Below are 16,176 nucleotides of genomic sequence, written 5' to 3'. Positions count from 1 at the left end.
TAAAGACGTGAGAAATTGTGAGGCAGTTGGGCCCGTGACCCTAAACCCAGATAAAGCACCAATAGAAGGGGTAATAAATGCAGCTTAATATTTAAGCAAAGAGTGACAACTACCTTGAAAAACACCGAGGTGTAGATGGCGCTATCGAGTCATTGCAGACTGAGCAGGGGAATCTATCTTTTGATTTCTATATTGATTGCAGTGGCTTTGAATCTATTTTGTTAGCTAAGGCATTAAAAGTGCCATTTATCAGTAAAGCGCTGCAACTTTTTATTGATACGGCATTAGTTGCGCAAATTCCGACTCAGCCTGCTGATGTTATTCCTCCTTATACTAAAGCAACAGCACATCAAGCCGGGTGGATTTGGGATATTGCGCTTACCCAGCGCCGCGGTACAGGATTTGTATATTCATCAGCGCATATGAATCAAACTGAAGCTGAACAAAAGTTTGACCGTTATCTTGGTGGTAAACTTGCCGATATTCCCCATCGCAAAATCCCTATGACGGTAGGTTATCGTCAACAATTTTGGGTCAAAAACTGCGTTGCATTAGGGCTGGCACAGGGCTTTTTAGAACCCATAGAAGCGACTTCAATTTTATTAACGGACTTTTCTGCTCGATTTCTTGCTGAACGTTTCCCTGCTAATAAAGATGAGGTGGATTACTTATCAATGCGTTTTAATCGCACTGTTAACCACGCATGGGAAAGGGTCGTCGAATTTGCCAAATTGCATTATTGTTTGTCAGATAGAAATGACTCGGCATTTTGGCTTGATAATCAGCGTGAAGAGACAATTCCTGAGCCGTTAAAAGAGCGGCTTAACATGTGGAAGTCATTTAGCCCTATTGCAGAGGATTTCCCCTCAAAGTTTGAGGTGTTTAACTTAGATAATTACTTATATGTTCTTTATGGGATGAAATATCCGACTCAACCGCATGATAGAGGTTTAGTCGCAAAAGCTAATTTGAATGCTTATATGAGTAACATGTCTAATGTGAAGCGCCAAATGTTTGAGGGGTTACCAGAACATAGAGAATTGATTGATAAGATTTGTACTTATGGCTTGCAAGCTATCTAAGCGCTTTATTTTAATGTGTAAAAAGGAAAAATAAAATGAAAACACAATTTGTACCTTTAAATGACGCAAGTCATAAAAATTTAGCGATTGGGGATAAGGTTGATTACAGCCTTTTTGAGACTATGCATATGCTCCCTCTTCAGGTTCAAGAGTTTATGTCTGCTGCGACCAGTTTCCCTATCGTGTTTACAAAAAACGCTCAAACTGGTGAGTTCCTCTCCATTGCGATTACTGCACTTAAGCCTAATACTAATAAGTTGCTCAAAAACGGTCAGTGGCAATGTCGCTATTTACCTATTCAAGTTCAATTGTATCCATTTGGAATGAGTTATATAGATAACGACAACATTATCTTGGGTGTCGATGTCAATAATTCATCAGTGGCAGAACATGAAGCGCATCGTTTATTTGATGATTCAGGCAATCAAACGGTCTATTTATCAAAAAAACTTGAATTGGCGAGTTTACAGGCTAGTTATCATGAGATGACAAAGTACTTTATCAAAGTGTTACTCAATCATGGACTGTTGCAACCACGTATATTAACAGTGACTACGCTTGATGGCACTAAAACTAATATTGATGGAATATATACCATTGATGAAGGAAAACTGCAGCAGCTAGACGATACGACATTGCTTGATTTTGCTAAACGAGGTTTCTATTCGGCTATTTATGCGCATCTTTGCTCATTAAATTTAATTGATTTAGTGATGGAAAAATAAACTCAATTTTATATAGTTCGTTTTAATAATATTAAAACGAACTATTATAACTGGGGCTATTTAGTTTGCTAGCATCACACTCCCAGTCAAAATAATCCAGCTTGCAAAAAACAGTTTTAAGGTTTTGACTGGGAGAAATAACGCCAGCTTGCGGGCTAACAATCCTCCGATAATTGCACCGGGTCCTGCAAATAGCACTAATTCATATAAAGCGTGACTGTGGTCGGAGAACACGTGTATTGGGCTTGCCGACCAAACGGTTATGGCCGATACCACAACGCCAACCGCGACGGCCATCTTGGCGCAGAAACCCCGTAACATCAGATAGATTACAATCAGTTCACCTACACCAACAGACAACCAAGCGGTGATGATCCCGCCAAAGTAACCAATGACCGCTAAACAAAAATAGTCTACGGATTTAAGACTATTACTTTGCAAATAGCGGCGTTGACTGCTGAAAATGATTGCTATCCCAAGCGCAATAGAGAAAAGGCTAAAACTGGTGTGGAGCGAAGAGGGCGAAGTTAGTTGCCATAACTCGCTGCTCCAAAGGCCAAGTACTGAAAAGCATGCACAAAGCAAGATACATGGAATAAAACCACACCAGGTTTTATCCGTATGGTGATGTTGTTGATAGTATCTTGACCATGAAATTGCGCCAGCAGTCATGCCAAAACACTGGATCATAAAAGACGTTGAAACGCTTTGAGTTTCTGTAAAATCTAAACTAGAGAACACTGGGATGAAAATAACGCCTCCGCCTGCTCCAGTTGAATTAGCAAAGATAGCTCCAGTTATCCCTAAAAATATAAACTTGCCATATTCTTTAATTAACTCAAATGGTTGTGCGAATTGAACAAACCAAACTATCCATGTGCTTAACAGAGTGAGCAGTACCGTTAACGACCGATAATATTGGCCGCTGAAGGTGTTTTTACGCTTAAAGGTAGGGATATATGTGAGCATCTTTTTAAGATAACTGAGTGTGGCGTTTGAGTTGTTGCGCCTATGTTATCAGTCAAAGACAGCGTTGTCACATAGGTTGATAAATATAGATTTTAATTTAACTAAATGAAATTTAAGGAATAAATTCATCTGACTTAAAAATATAAAGCTATTTGTCAAAAAAATGTAGAAATCCTGTTCTTTCTTGTGTAATTTAATGAATGACAACGCTGTCATATGCTTGTGTGATGCGTTGTTTAGTAAGGTCTGCATGAAGAGGATGAGGTCTCCTTATTCATGTGTTTGGCAGAAGTATTGCTGGTCGGGCGGCGGTACGTTTGTCTTTAATATTTGATAGTCTCTCCCCAGAAACTAGCGTTGGCTGGGTACTGTAAGCAGTGCCCAGCCATTTTTTTAGGTAGAGCGACCTTGCTTAGGATAAGCAAACAAGTTAGCGGCATTAATAAATAAAACTCGCTGGATTTTCCAGTTATAAAAGAGGCTGCGATTCATGGTTATTCATATTGCTACATTGCTTTGCAGCGTAGTGACAACTCTGGCTAAGCGTTTGTTGATGTCCATCTTGGGACTCTGGCCGAGCGTTATGCTGTGTGCGTTGAGTTTCACCGCGATAGCCGCTGTGGAGCAAATGTCGTTCACGCTTACTAATGCTGCTTTTGCGGCTGGCACTTCTTCGGCAAGCAATCCCACTCCTATCAAGATAGTGACTACCATCCAACAGCAATGGCAGTTTAATCTGCTTAAAGAGGCGCTGCGCCGCTCCGGCAAGACGTATCAAGTAGAACAAATGTCGACGCAGATGAACCAAAAACGCAATGCAGAAGAAGCACTTGCCGGCACTGTTGACGTATTTTGGAGCATGACTTCCAAAGAGCTTGAGGAAACCATGCTGCCCGTACGGATCCCACTGTTTAAGGGATTGCTTGGTAACAGATTATTAATTATCCGTAAGAGTGATGAGGCTAAGTTTGCCAACGTAAAAACACTGGCGGATTTTAAACAATTAACCGCTGGGCAAAACCGTTATTGGCCCGATGCGAGCATTCTCGAAGCCAATGGTGTGCCGTTGGTAACGAGCTATCAGTACACCAATCTATACCCTATGTTAGAAGGTGGACGGTTCGACTACCTTGCGCTTGGCGCACAGGAAATCGGCGATGAACTTGCGAGCCACCCCGATCCCGCACTTAAGATTGATAGCCATATCCTGCTGCAATATCGCTCTCCGGCCTATTTTTTTGTCTCACCAAAACGCCCCGAGTTAGCTGAGGCAATCTTAGCGGGGCTTGAACACATGATTAGCGACGGTAGCTTCGATGAAATGTTTAATCGTGAACTTAAGATTGAGCAGCTCTACCGTGATGCGCAGTTTGAGCGGCGCGTGATTATCCGCTTAGATACGCCAGATTTACATCCCTTAACGCCGATTGAACGCCAGGAGCTGTGGTTAGATCTATTTAGTATGCAAGGTGCAACATAATGAAAAATTTAGCCTTAAAAGTACAAATTGGGCTAGCTGCGGCGATATTTATGATAGTGAGCGCCTTGTTTGGGGCGTCCTATTGGTTGGCGAGCAATAAGTTAATGAGCAGCGAAATGGCCTTTGAAGACAATACGGTCGCTAATCTGCAAGTCACAATGGCACAGCCGATTTTTACCTACGATTACGAACAGATCCGGGCTGTATTATCCGTCATGTTAAAGTCTAAACAAATTTATCAAATTACCGTTGTTGATCATCGCGGTAAGCTGCTCGCAGAGGATAAACAAGCCGAGGCAGTTGCCGTCAACTATCTACAAACAAGAGAGTTACAGTTTAGCGACCAAGGTAATCCTACCGGACGCTTAACCATTACTTTTTCCATTTTGCCCGTAAAAGCGCAGTTATCCGAGTTGTTGCTGAGCTACTTTATACAGGCTTTGTTGATTTTAGCGGGCAGCCTCTTCGTGATTTTCATTATTTTAAAGCGTTTAGTGATCACCCCATTAGATAAGGTTGTCACCGCGTTAGAAGAGATTGCTAATGGTGATGGCGATTTAAGTCATCGATTACCCGTGGAGAGCGAAGATGAAATCGGCAAACTTGCCAATGCTTTCAACGGTTTTGTCGAACACATTCACGGTACGATTTCAAGGGTGCATGAAACCTCTGCTCTGCTATTGGGTGATGCTAAGGCGCTGGGCACGTTGTCGCAAAGCAACAATCAAAGGGTGCAAGCTCAGCTTAAAGAAACCGAAGCCGCGGTAACGGCCGTGACTCAATTGAGTGCCAGTGCCAACGAAGTGGCCATCAATGCTAAACGTACCGCCGAGGCGGCAACCCAAGCCGATAGAGCGGTTGACGATGGTCAGCGTCAGTTTGACTCGGGCTTAGCCATTACTCGCCAACTTGCGGCTGAGTTAGCACGTTCGGCTCAGTCGGTGTCGCAGTTACAACAGGAAACCCAGCGTATTGATGAAGTTGTAGTGGTGATCAGCAGCATTGCCGAACAGACTAATCTGCTGGCGTTAAATGCCGCCATCGAGGCCGCTAGAGCCGGTGAGCAGGGGCGTGGTTTTGCCGTCGTTGCCGATGAAGTGCGCTCTTTAGCGAGTCGCACCCAACAGGCGACGGGTGAAATCCAAAAAATGATCCAACAGGTGCAAAGCCGAGTTGCCGAAACCGTGAATGTGATGCAATCGAGTCAGACTCTCTCCAATCAAGGGGTCAATCGCTCGGAAGAAATTAAGCTCGTTCTATCTAAAGTGACTGATTTAGTTTCCAATATCAGTAATATGAATATCGAAGTTTCCCATGCGGCGCAGGAGCAGACCTGCGTCACCGAAGCGATTTCTCGTACATTAAATGATCTTGCCAATGTCTCAGGTTCAGCCTCCCTCGATAGTGAGCACTTAGCACTATCGAGTGAGCGACTGTTTCACCAAGGGGAAAGACTGCGGACGTTAGTAACTTCCTTCAGATTGTAGCCATTTCTGAAGCTAGAAAAGGAATATCATGAATAAAACGATTGCCGCCACCGCCATTTTATTTGCATTAGGTTTAAGTGCCTGTAGCCAAGCGCCTAAAACAGTGAATGTGCCAGTGCCAAGCTCAGCCGAGCTCGCCACGCCTGCGTCATTAACCCAAGCGCAATTGCAGCAGTTTGGGGATACCTTGGGCGTGAGTTATCGCGTGCTCACCAACCGACCCGATAATAACTGTGATAAAGCCGCCGCTGAAGGTCGTTGTTTTGTAGCTGAAATTGATTTTGTCCCTGGCGTTGATCTCAAAGGTCATGACTGGGCGATTTATTTTAGCCAGATGCGTCCGGTGCAATCGGTTGAAGGCAAAGAGTTTTCCATCACTCATATCAAGGGTGATCTTTATCGCATTGCGCCTACTGAGGCATTCAGCGGTTTTAACAAAGGGGTTAAAAAGACCTTAAGGTTCCGTGGTGAGCTTTGGCAACTGTCCGAAACCGATGCCATGCCAAACTATTACATCGTTGCTGGGGATTTATCGCCAGTGGTGATTGCCAGCACGCAAGTGCAGCAAGATCCTGATACTCGAATGGAAGTGCGTCCCTATGTTGAGCCGTTCACCGATATGGTGAAACAGTATCGCCGTACTGATGCGGATAAATTAGTGCCTGCGACGCCAGCGCAGTTATTTAGCAATAACCAAAATGTCAGTGAAGATGCCAGCTTAGTGGTCAATACCATTATTCCTTCGCCGCAAAAAGTGACGATCCATTCTCACGATAAAGCGGTATCACTCACCTCTGGCATTAAATTGGATGTCGCGTCAGTATTGAGTCCATCCGCTGAAAATCAGTCTTTTAAAACCGAGCAAGTGGCTGCGGCGCTTGAACGCTTAGCACGTTTGGGTGTTAAAGAGTCAGACCAAGGCTTAGTGGTGAAACTGAGCTGGCGCCAAGGCGTAGAGAGCAGTTATCTGCTGGATATCAAACCCGATGGTATCAAAATTGCAGCAGGTGATGCGGCAGGATTTTCCTATGCGTTATCGTCACTTGCTAGTTTGATTGATGTGCAGGATCTGCGCGTAAATACCATGACGATTGAGGACAGCCCAAGGTATCCATTCCGCGGTATGCATATCGATGTGGCCCGTAATTTCCACAGTAAGGCGATGATTTTTGCGCTGATTGATCAAATGGCGGCGTACAAGCTCAACAAATTGCATTTACATATGGCCGACGATGAAGGTTGGCGCTTAGAGATCGATGGCCTGCCTGAACTGACCGATATTGGTAGTAAGCGTTGCCACGATCTTGAGGAAACTACCTGTTTGCTACCGCAGCTTGGTAGTGGTCCTTTTGCCGAGTCGAGCGTTAATGGTTTCTATAGCAAACAAGACTACATCGATATTCTCAAATACGCCGATGCCCGCCAAATTCAAGTGATCCCTTCGATGGACATGCCTGGCCATAGCCGCGCGGCGATAAAATCCATGGAGGCGCGTTACCGTAAATTACTCGCCCAAGGCAAGCCTACTGAGGCGAAAGCCTATTTGTTGTCGGATGCGGCTGATACAACTGTGTATTCTTCGGTGCAGTATTACAACGACAACACCCTGAACGTCTGTATGGAATCGACCTATCAGTTTGTCGATAAAGTGATTGATGAAATTGCCAAATTACACCAAGCCGCGGGTCAACTATTAACTCGATACCATATCGGCGCCGACGAAACCGCAGGAGCGTGGAAGCAATCTCCTGAGTGTTTATCCTTTGTAGCCAATAACGATAAAGGCGTGAAATCCATCGAGGATTTAGGCGCTTACTTTATTGAGCGGATATCGAATCAACTGGCGGAAAAAGGCATCGAAGCCGCAGGTTGGAGTGATGGCATGAGCCATGTTCGCCCAAGTTATATGCCAGCTAAAGTCCAATCTAATATTTGGGATGTGATCGCCTATAAAGGATATGAGCATGCCAATCAGCAAGTGAACAACGGTTGGGATGTGGTGCTCTCTAATCCTGAAGTGCTGTATTTTGATTTTCCCTACGAAGCCGATCCTAAAGAGCACGGCTATTACTGGGCAAGCCGTGCCACCAACGCGCACAAAGTGTTTAGCTTTATGCCTGATAACTTAGTGGCGAATGCAGAGCAGTGGACCGACTTGCAAAATCTGCCTTTTGAAGCCGACGATAGGGCAAGAATCGATGAGAAAGGCAAAAAATCTGGACCACGGGAGCAAGGTAAAAATTTTGCTGGTTTACAGGGGCAGTTGTGGAGTGAAACCATTCGCAGCAACGATACCGTTGAGTACATGATTTTCCCGCGTTTATTGATGCTGGCTGAGCGTGCTTGGCATCAAGCAGAGTGGGAAGTGCCTTACCAATATCAAGGTGCATTATATAACCAAAGCACTGGGCACTTTACTGCGGCAATGCGTGACGCGCAGGCACAATCTTGGCAGCAAATGGCCAACACATTAGGGCATAAGGAGTTTATTAAACTCGATAAGGCAGGTATCGATTACCGAGTGCCGACTATCGGCGCCGAGATCCGTGACGGTAAACTGTTTGCCAACGTGGCTTATCCAGGACTTAAGATTGAGTGGCGACAAGCGAGTGGGCAATGGCAATCCTATCAAGCAGGGCAGGCGGTAACTGCGCCTGTTGAGATCCGTGCTATTGCTGCTGATGGTATCCGCAAAGGCAGAAGCTTAATCGTTAATTAATCTGTTATGTATCTGGCTGTATTTTAAAAGAAAAATACAGCCTTTTTCTTTTTCACTTTCAGTCAATTCTTTCGCCTGACATTTGATTATAAATTGCTTCAAAAAGTAAATGACAACGCTGTCATTTTTGCTGTAACATTGAGTTAACTAAAGTTGAGTGTTGTATTAACGGCATAAGTATAAGCAACGGTAGCGCTGCATTAAGAGATGAAGAGGGATGTCATGGGGTTAGTCCAGACAAAAGATCAACAACTGTTTATCGGTGTTGATGGGGGCGGCAGTAAGTGCCGAGCCACTATCTATACTGCGGACGGTACCGTTTTAGGGACAGGTGTTGCTGGGCGCGCTAATCCGTTACATGGTCTTGCGCAAACATTTGAATCCATTGAAGCATCGACGCATCAAGCTCTGTTAGATGCCGGGATGAAAGCGACTGATAGCCATTTGCTGGTGGCGGGATTGGGCCTCGCGGGAGTCAATGTGCCGCGCCTGTATCAGGATATTGTTAACTGGCAGCATCCGTTTGCCGCCATGTATGTCACCACCGATCTGCATACCGCGTGCATTGGTGCACATTGTGGTGCGGATGGTGCGGTGATTATTACCGGCACGGGTTCTTGCGGTTATGCCCATGTTGGTGATGCTAGTTTGAGCATTGGCGGCCATGGTTTTGCGTTAGGTGATAAGGGCAGTGGTGCATGGCTAGGGCTCAAAGCTGCCGAGCATGTGCTACTCGCGCTCGATGGGTTTGCCACGCCGACCGCCTTAACTGAGATGTTGTTAAGCCATTTAGGGGTGAAAGATGCCTTGGGTATCGTTGAGCACCTCGCGGGCAAGTCTTCAAGTTGTTATGCGCAGTTTGCGAGAAACGTGCTCGATTGTGCTAACGCCGGGGATCAAGTTGCTATCGCGATAGTACAAGAAGGTGCTGATTATATTAGCGAAATGGCGCGAAAACTCTTTACGCTTAACCCTGTACGTTTCTCGATGATTGGTGGCTTAGCTGAACCTTTACAGGCATGGCTTGGTAGCGATGTGGTGGCAAAGATTTCTGAGACCTTAGCGCCGCCAGAATTGGGTGCTATGTACTACGCACAGCAGCAATTTAATTCAGCAACAGTTTAATAAACAAGTCGTTTTAGCACATGAGTACTAAAACTGAATAAGTATCAGATCTGAAGGTAAAAAACATGACAAACACTATTATGGAACAAGAAGCGCGTACCGCACCGCAGAAAATTGCGGGTCAGTTAGCTGCTAACGCCGATCTTATGCAGCAGTTAGGTGAAAAACTGCGTGCTTTTGATCCTCGTTTTGTGATGATCGTTGGCCGTGGTTCCTCGGATCATGCCGGCGTGTTTGCTAAGTATCTGTTTGAAATCGAAGTCGGTGTGCCAACGTTTGCCGCTGCACCATCGGTAGCCAGCGTTTATGGTAAAACCTTGAAGTTAGAAGGCGGATTAGTGATTGTAATTTCACAATCTGGCCGCAGCCCTGATATTTTAGCCCAAGCGCGTATGGCGAAAAACGCTGGCGCGTTTTGTGTGGCGTTAGTGAACGATGAAACTGCGCCAATTAAGGACATCGTCGATGTGGTGGTGCCATTACGTGCAGGCGAAGAAAAAGCCGTTGCTGCAACCAAGAGTTACCTCGCAACTCTGTCGGCGATTTTACAATTAGCTTCGGCATGGACGCAGAGCCAATCCCTTGCCGCAGCGGTAAGCTCTTTACCACAAGCGCTGCAAATGGCGGTTGATGCTGAGCCACAACTGACGCCTGAGTCAGTTGAAAACGTTAAAAACTTAGTCGTGTTAGGCCGTGGCTTAGGTTATGCGGTGTCTAAGGAAATTGCGCTTAAGTTAAAAGAAGTGTGCTCAATCCACGCTGAAGCCTTTAGTAGCGCAGAGTTTCTCCATGGTCCAGTGACCTTAGTTGAGAAAAAACTCACGATTGTGGATGTGTGTATTGGCGATGAGTCTTACGCTAGCCATATCGAACAGATTGAAAATGTGAGCCAACGTGGTGCCGATTTAGTCCATTTAAATCAAACATCGACGGATATTCACCCACGTGTAGCGCCGTTAGCTTTGTTGCAGCGTTTTTATATTGATGTTGCCGCAGTAGCGATTGCCCGTGGTATTGATCCAGACCAACCAGCAGGGCTGAAAAAAGTCACTCAAACGCTGTAGAAGATGGTCGTTGTCGCCGTGTTAATTTAAAAAAGAGGTTTGGGATGAAATTCACTTTAATTGCCGAGCAATTATTTGATGGCGAATCCTTCCATCAGGATGTGCCTGTCACCATTGAGGATGGCCTGATTGCAAGCTTTGATACCGCTCTTGGTGCTAAAGAAGTCCGCTATACAGGAACGCTGGTGCCAGGTTTTATCGATGTGCAAGTTAACGGCGGCGGCGGAGCATTATTCAATACTAGTCCTACAGTCGCTTGCATCGAGACCATAGGCAAGGCGCATGCGCGTTTTGGCACCACAGGTTTTTTACCCACGCTGATTACCGATAATGTGCAGGTGATGGCTAAGGCGGCCGATGCCGTTGCTCTTGCGGTTGCGCAAAAAAGTGCTGGTGTATTAGGGGTGCATTTCGAAGGTCCGCATTTATCTGTGCCTAAAAAAGGCGTTCATCCACAAGGCTTTATTCGTGAGATCACCGAAGCCGAACTGGCGATATTTTGTCGTCAGGATTTAGGTATCCGCGTTGTCACCTTAGCACCTGAAAACGTTTCTCCTGAGGTGATCCGCTTATTAGTCGAGTCAGGAGTTAAGGTCTGTTTAGGGCATTCCAACGCAGATTACGATACGGTTGTTGCGGCTTTAAAGGCTGGGGCGACAGGTTTTACCCATCTATATAATGCGATGTCGCCCTTAGGTTCCCGCGAGCCTGGTGTGGTGGGTGCGGCAATTGAGAGCGAAACGGCTTGGTGTGGTTTGATTGTCGATGGTCACCATGTGCATCCTGCTGCCGCTCGAATTGCCCTACGCGCTAAACCCCGTGGCAAGATGATGTTAGTGACTGATGCCATGCCACCTGTGGGTATGGATGATGAAACCAGTTTTGAGTTGTTTGGTACTCAGGTGCTGCGAGTCGGTGACCGATTAAATGCGGTCACCGGTGAGCTGGCCGGTTGTGTTTTAGACATGGCAAGTGCAGTCCGAAATACGGTGAATATGCTTGGCTTACCGCTAGGTGAAGCGTTGAGAATGGCGGCCTTGTATCCTGCCGAGTTCCTTGGCATTGCCGATAGTGTTGGTCGGTTAGCCGTAGGGCAGCGCGCCGATTTATTGCTGCTGGATAATCAGCATCAAGTGTTGGCCAACTATATTGCTGGAAATGCGGTTTATGTTCGCCCTTAGTGTGTTGAGTCCGTAAAGCGTTAACCTTGGCCCTTGTCAGATTTTGATGACAGGGGCTAAGTTTTTTTATTGTACAGTCTGCATTTTGCTCAACATCTCGAAAAATAATTTAAATAACAATAATAAAGGATAATGGTATGAGTACGACTGCGCCGGGATCTATCGCCAATACGGGCGTTAATGCTCAGGTGGCTGCCGCGAAAAAGAGTCAGTCAAAACCGCGGTTGATGTCCCTTGATGCCCTGCGTGGCTTTGATATGTTTTGGATTTTAGGTGGCGAAGCCCTATTTGGCGCCTTGCTTATGTTGACGGGCTGGGCGGGCTGGCAATGGGGTGATACCCAAATGCACCATAGTGAGTGGCATGGGTTTCGCTTCTATGATTTGATTTTTCCGCTGTTTATTTTCCTCTCCGGTGTTGCCCTTGGATTATCGCCAAAACGCTTAGATAAACTGCCGATGCATGAGCGTATGCCTGTGTATCGCCACGGGATTAAGCGGCTGTTTCTTCTTTTATTGCTTGGGATTCTTTATAACCATGGTTGGGGAACTGGGGCGCCTGCCGATCCTGAAAAAGTCCGTTATGCCAGCGTATTAGGTCGAATTGCCTTTGCGTGGTTTTTTGCCGCCTTGCTGGTGTGGCATACCAGTTTACGGACCCAAGTGTTGGTGGCCTTGGGCATATTAGTGGCCTATGGCGCGGTGCAGCTCTGGTTGCCGTTTCCTGGTGGGCAGGCTGGAGTGTTATCACCGACTGACTCTATCAATGCTTATGTGGATAGCCTATTGCTGCCGGGTGTGAGCTATCAAGGACGAACGCCCGATCCTGAAGGCCTGTTATCGACACTGCCCGCCGTAGTCAACGCCTTAGCGGGTGTATTTGTTGGCCACTTTATTGTGAAATCACATCCTAAAGGTGAGTGGGCTAAAGTCGGCTTATTGAGTGTTGCCGGTGGTGTTTGTTTAGACTTAGGTTGGTTGCTGGATGGGGTTATTCCCGTCAATAAAGAGCTGTGGACAAGCTCTTTTGTGTTGGTCACTTCAGGTTGGAGTATGCTGCTGTTAGCGCTGTTTTATGCCCTAGTGGATGTACTGAAATGGCAAAAGCTCGCCTTTGTGTTTGTGGTAATCGGTACTAACGCCATCATTATTTATCTAGCCTCCAGCCTAGTGGATTGGAAGTATATCGCCCAGAGTGTGTTCGGTGGCGTTATCGCGGCATTACCGGAAAATGCTCAGCCCTTAGCGGCCGTGATTGGTTTGCTCACCGTTCAATGGTTAGTGCTGTATTGGATGTATCGTCGCAATATTTTTGTGCGAATTTAATTTCTCATTATCTTGTGCTTTTATCAGGCCGCAGAGCGATATCTGCGGCTTTTTTATTTCATGTTTGATAGTTGCCATACGCATCTTTGGTTTTAAATCAGGATCTAGCTAAGCGTTTAGGGTTTATTGTGATGTTTAACGCGGTATTTTAGGATTAAATTGCAAATGACAGCGTTGTCTTTTTGTGTTGTTTGTTTTAACATCACTGAAACAATGGTGAGTTCGAATGATAACATTAGCCATTGCAGATGAGTTGCAATAGGGATGTGTGCAATACTCAGCGGATTTTTGTCCCGCAATCACCTTAAAATTAATTACTATAAGAAGCAGGTTTATGGAAATGACACTCGATAAAAGCCAGCAGAAAAGCAGTTTTATCCCCATGGCGATAGTGGCAGCCCTCTTTTTCATCCTCGGGTTTGCAACCTGGTTGAATGGTTCTTTAATGCCCTATTTAAAACAAATTTTGCAACTCAATCCCTTCCAAGCTTCATTAATCCTGTTTTCTTTCTATATCGCGGTGACCTTTACTGCACTGCCCTCGGCGTGGCTTATCCGTAAAGTGGGCTACAAAAATGGGATGGCCTTGGGCATGGGCGTGATGATGCTCGCGGGTTTACTGTTTATTCCAGCGGCGAAGACCCAAGTCTTCGCCCTATTTTTATTTGCCCAATTAGTTATGGGGGCGGGGCAGACGTTACTGCAAACCGCAGTAAATCCTTATGTTGTTCGTCTTGGGCCTGAAGAGTCAGCGGCGGCGCGTGTTAGCGTGATGGGTATTTTGAACAAAGGTGCGGGGGTGATTGCACCGTTAGTGTTCTCAGCGTTGATTTTAGATAGTTTTAAAGACCGTATCGGCACAACATTAACGCAAGTACAAATTGATGAAATGGCCAATAGTTTGGTTTTTCCTTACTTAGGCATGGCGGTGTTTATCGGTGTTTTAGCCTTGGCGGTGAAAAAATCCCCATTACCAGAATTATCTAATGAAGATGAAGTCGCTGAGCATACAGATAAAAGCCAGATTAAAGCGGCGTTATCTCACCCTAACTTAGCATTTGGTGTGTTGGCATTGTTTGTGTACGTAGCGGTAGAGGTGATCGCTGGCGATACTATAGGTACCTTTGCGCTATCTTTAGGCGTTGAGCATTACGGGGTCATGACCTCATACACTATGGTTTGCATGGTGCTGGGTTATACGCTGGGGATTATCCTTATCCCTCGCATTATTTCTCAACCGACAGCGCTGATGATTTCCGCAATTTTAGGCATATTACTCACCTTAGGCATTCTGTTTGGGGATAACAATTCCTACGCTATTGCTAACACTTTGTTGGTGCCTTTTGGGGGCGTAGCTTTACCTGATACCTTGCTATTGATTGCTTTCTTAGGATTAGCCAATGCGATTGTATGGCCTGCCGTATGGCCTCTTGCTTTGTCGGGCATGGGCAAATTGACGAGTACGGGTTCAGCACTACTGATCATGGGGATTGCCGGCGGTGCCTTTGGTCCAGTGTCTTGGGGTTTAATGAGTTCGGCAACCGAAATGGGGCAGCAGGGCGGGTATATGGTGATGTTACCTTGTTATCTGTTTATTCTCTTCTATGCAGTCAAAGGCCATAAGATGCGCAGTTGGTCTTCAAATTAATAATACATTCATGACAAAAATAACTAAGCCCTCGAAAGAGGGCTTTTTAATGACTTTTGTACTAGGGTGTTTTGTCTAATGAGATAACCCTATTAGAAAGCGTAACTAACGCTCGCGAGGACGGTATCGTCGTTTTGGTATACACCGTCGGAGACTTTTTGATCGCCACTTAAATCTGTGCCAAGCCAAGCAAGTGAAAGGCCAAATCCCATTAATTCCGTGGAGACACCAACAGAATAGTCGGAGTAACTATCGAAGCCTTCACCATCATCTAATGCATCGCCAACGTTGTAGCCGTAATGCAGATCGAGATTCCAGTTTTCGACAAACTCATAGGAATAATTGACTTCACCGTAGTGGTAATCTAAATCAGTGCCACCGTAGTCATTGGTATACCAATAGGCTACGCGAAATCCGCTAAACTCGACGCCAGCCGTTACTTCGAAATAGCCAAGATCACTCTCGCCCGAATAGTTATAGCGGTTCAGTGTCACGTCGTAGCTGACGTTATCATTGATATCACCGCCGTAGGCAACATAGAAGTCATACTCAACATCTGGGCCATTATAACCAGGTTCATCAAAGTCGACGTTACTGGCCCAGGCGCCGACGGAAAATCCTGATTCAAAACTCCAGTCTATTCCACCTTGTACAGCGGGATCTCCAGCGGTTTGCGAGACACCGCGGAAGCGATAATCGTTAGTTAAGCTAATCTCACCAGACACTTCTGCACTGGCTATGCTGGAAAATAAGCTGGTAGTAAGCGCGAGTCCAGCAAGTTGTGCTAGCCGTTTTTTCTGTAGGTTGTTATTCACGGTATTTCTCCCATTTTCTTGATTGACACGGATGCACAAGCTTCTTTTATGTTTTAAAACAGGTCTGTACATCCGATAATTTGCCAAACAACAGCCAAGGAAACTCCGTTGCTGTGACCTCATGGCGGTAAAGCTAACTCACTTTAACTTTGTTCATTGAGGCAAAATGCACCTCTGTATTACTGTGAGTTTTGTTCGAAGATGACATACACCTTGCGACAGGGGGTGACGACTTGCCACACACCTTGAAATCCCGCTGGAATAATAAAGCGATCACCTACGCTAAAGGTTTGAGATTGTCCCTCAAGATCGGTGATCACACTGGTTCCTTCGAGAATTTCACAATACTCATATTCAGTGTAGTTGATTTTCCAAGCGCCTGATTCACTTTGCCAAATTCCACTATGGAATTGATTACAAGGGCTAGAATAATGATTTTGCAATTGCTGGGTGGGATTGCCTGCAATACGCTTTTCAGGGGCGACTTGATAGCTCTCCACTGGCGATTGTGCGCTGGCAAAGCGAATGATCGACGTGACGCTCACTGTCATAAATG

General features: G+C 45.7%; 12 protein-coding genes and 1 pseudogene. 10 read left to right on the top strand and 3 right to left on the bottom strand.

Annotated features, from left to right (window positions below):
- Nucleotides 1-140 precede the first annotated feature (140 nt).
- Together AEA42_RS16655 and AEA42_RS16650 are read left to right on the top strand one after the other, a co-directional pair.
- A pseudogene (locus tag AEA42_RS16655) lies at nucleotides 141-1,082 on the top strand (tryptophan halogenase family protein); the annotation flags it as partial.
- 35 nt (nucleotides 1,083-1,117) lie between these two features.
- Nucleotides 1,118-1,807 (top strand): SapC family protein, encoded by a 690-nt coding sequence (locus AEA42_RS16650; protein WP_055648327.1) that lies wholly within the window; start codon nucleotides 1,118-1,120, stop codon nucleotides 1,805-1,807.
- Nucleotides 1,808-1,867: 60 nt separating this feature from the next.
- Here the strand turns inward: AEA42_RS16650 and AEA42_RS16645 are convergent, their stop codons facing one another.
- Nucleotides 1,868-2,776, bottom strand: a complete 909-nt coding sequence (locus tag AEA42_RS16645) for a sulfite exporter TauE/SafE family protein (RefSeq protein WP_055648326.1) — start codon at nucleotides 2,774-2,776, stop codon at nucleotides 1,868-1,870.
- A 490-nt stretch (nucleotides 2,777-3,266) separates the two neighbouring features.
- Here AEA42_RS16645 and AEA42_RS16635 point away from each other — a divergent pair, with 490 nt between their 5' ends.
- From AEA42_RS16635 to AEA42_RS16600, 8 genes are all read left to right on the top strand, one after another.
- Nucleotides 3,267-4,256 (top strand): transporter substrate-binding domain-containing protein, encoded by a 990-nt coding sequence (locus AEA42_RS16635; protein WP_055648325.1) that lies wholly within the window; start codon nucleotides 3,267-3,269, stop codon nucleotides 4,254-4,256.
- Nucleotides 4,256-5,743, top strand: coding sequence for a methyl-accepting chemotaxis protein (locus AEA42_RS16630; protein WP_055648324.1), 1,488 nt, complete (start codon nucleotides 4,256-4,258; stop codon nucleotides 5,741-5,743). Before AEA42_RS16635 ends, AEA42_RS16630 begins: the two co-directional genes overlap by 1 nt.
- Before the next feature lie 28 nt (nucleotides 5,744-5,771).
- Nucleotides 5,772-8,462 carry a family 20 glycosylhydrolase gene (locus AEA42_RS16625; RefSeq protein ID WP_055648323.1) on the top strand — a complete coding sequence of 897 codons (2,691 nt, stop codon included), beginning with the start codon at nucleotides 5,772-5,774 and terminating at the stop codon, nucleotides 8,460-8,462.
- 222 nt (nucleotides 8,463-8,684) lie between these two features.
- Complete coding sequence (locus tag AEA42_RS16620; RefSeq protein ID WP_055648322.1) at nucleotides 8,685-9,587, top strand: BadF/BadG/BcrA/BcrD ATPase family protein; 903 nt, start codon at nucleotides 8,685-8,687, stop codon at nucleotides 9,585-9,587.
- A gap of 65 nt (nucleotides 9,588-9,652) precedes the next feature.
- Nucleotides 9,653-10,651: an SIS domain-containing protein gene (locus tag AEA42_RS16615; RefSeq protein ID WP_055648321.1), complete on the top strand. Its 999-nt coding sequence runs from the start codon at nucleotides 9,653-9,655 to the stop codon at nucleotides 10,649-10,651.
- Between the two features lie 44 nt (nucleotides 10,652-10,695).
- Nucleotides 10,696-11,832, top strand: coding sequence for an N-acetylglucosamine-6-phosphate deacetylase (gene nagA, locus AEA42_RS16610; RefSeq protein WP_055648320.1), 1,137 nt, complete (start codon nucleotides 10,696-10,698; stop codon nucleotides 11,830-11,832).
- A 137-nt stretch (nucleotides 11,833-11,969) separates the two neighbouring features.
- Nucleotides 11,970-13,157, top strand: a complete 1,188-nt coding sequence (locus AEA42_RS16605) for a DUF5009 domain-containing protein (protein ID WP_140907384.1) — start codon at nucleotides 11,970-11,972, stop codon at nucleotides 13,155-13,157.
- Nucleotides 13,158-13,497: 340 nt separating this feature from the next.
- Nucleotides 13,498-14,805, top strand: a complete 1,308-nt coding sequence (locus AEA42_RS16600; protein ID WP_055648328.1) for a sugar MFS transporter — start codon at nucleotides 13,498-13,500, stop codon at nucleotides 14,803-14,805.
- 92 nt (nucleotides 14,806-14,897) lie between these two features.
- Here the strand turns inward: AEA42_RS16600 and AEA42_RS16595 are convergent, their stop codons facing one another.
- On the bottom strand, nucleotides 14,898-15,620 hold the full coding sequence (locus tag AEA42_RS16595; RefSeq protein WP_055648319.1) for a TorF family putative porin: 723 nt from the start codon (nucleotides 15,618-15,620) through the stop codon (nucleotides 14,898-14,900).
- Nucleotides 15,621-15,799: 179 nt separating this feature from the next.
- Complete coding sequence (locus AEA42_RS16590; protein ID WP_055648318.1) at nucleotides 15,800-16,171, bottom strand: cupin domain-containing protein; 372 nt, start codon at nucleotides 16,169-16,171, stop codon at nucleotides 15,800-15,802.
- Nucleotides 16,172-16,176 lie beyond the last annotated feature (5 nt).

The sequence above is a fragment of the Shewanella sp. Sh95 genome, from assembly GCF_001308045.1.
Classification (GTDB): domain Bacteria; phylum Pseudomonadota; class Gammaproteobacteria; order Enterobacterales; family Shewanellaceae; genus Shewanella; species Shewanella xiamenensis.
This window is presented reverse-complemented; position numbering and strand designations above follow the sequence as displayed.

Excerpts from the sequence above, each read along its gene's own strand:
- AEA42_RS16615 (WP_055648321.1), top strand. The coding sequence starts at position 9,653 with ATGACAAACACTATTATGGAACAAGAAGCGCGTACCGCACCGCAGAAA.
- AEA42_RS16600 (WP_055648328.1), top strand. The coding sequence starts at position 13,498 with ATGACACTCGATAAAAGCCAGCAGAAAAGCAGTTTTATCCCCATGGCG.
- AEA42_RS16635 (WP_055648325.1), top strand. The coding sequence starts at position 3,267 with ATGGTTATTCATATTGCTACATTGCTTTGCAGCGTAGTGACAACTCTG.
- AEA42_RS16625 (WP_055648323.1), top strand. The coding sequence starts at position 5,772 with ATGAATAAAACGATTGCCGCCACCGCCATTTTATTTGCATTAGGTTTA.
- nagA (WP_055648320.1), top strand. The coding sequence starts at position 10,696 with ATGAAATTCACTTTAATTGCCGAGCAATTATTTGATGGCGAATCCTTC.
- AEA42_RS16605 (WP_140907384.1), top strand. The coding sequence starts at position 11,970 with ATGAGTACGACTGCGCCGGGATCTATCGCCAATACGGGCGTTAATGCT.
- AEA42_RS16620 (WP_055648322.1), top strand. The coding sequence starts at position 8,685 with ATGGGGTTAGTCCAGACAAAAGATCAACAACTGTTTATCGGTGTTGAT.
- AEA42_RS16590 (WP_055648318.1), bottom strand. The coding sequence starts at position 16,171 with ATGACAGTGAGCGTCACGTCGATCATTCGCTTTGCCAGCGCACAATCG.
- AEA42_RS16630 (WP_055648324.1), top strand. The coding sequence starts at position 4,256 with ATGAAAAATTTAGCCTTAAAAGTACAAATTGGGCTAGCTGCGGCGATA.
- AEA42_RS16650 (WP_055648327.1), top strand. The coding sequence starts at position 1,118 with ATGAAAACACAATTTGTACCTTTAAATGACGCAAGTCATAAAAATTTA.
- AEA42_RS16645 (WP_055648326.1), bottom strand. The coding sequence starts at position 2,776 with ATGCTCACATATATCCCTACCTTTAAGCGTAAAAACACCTTCAGCGGC.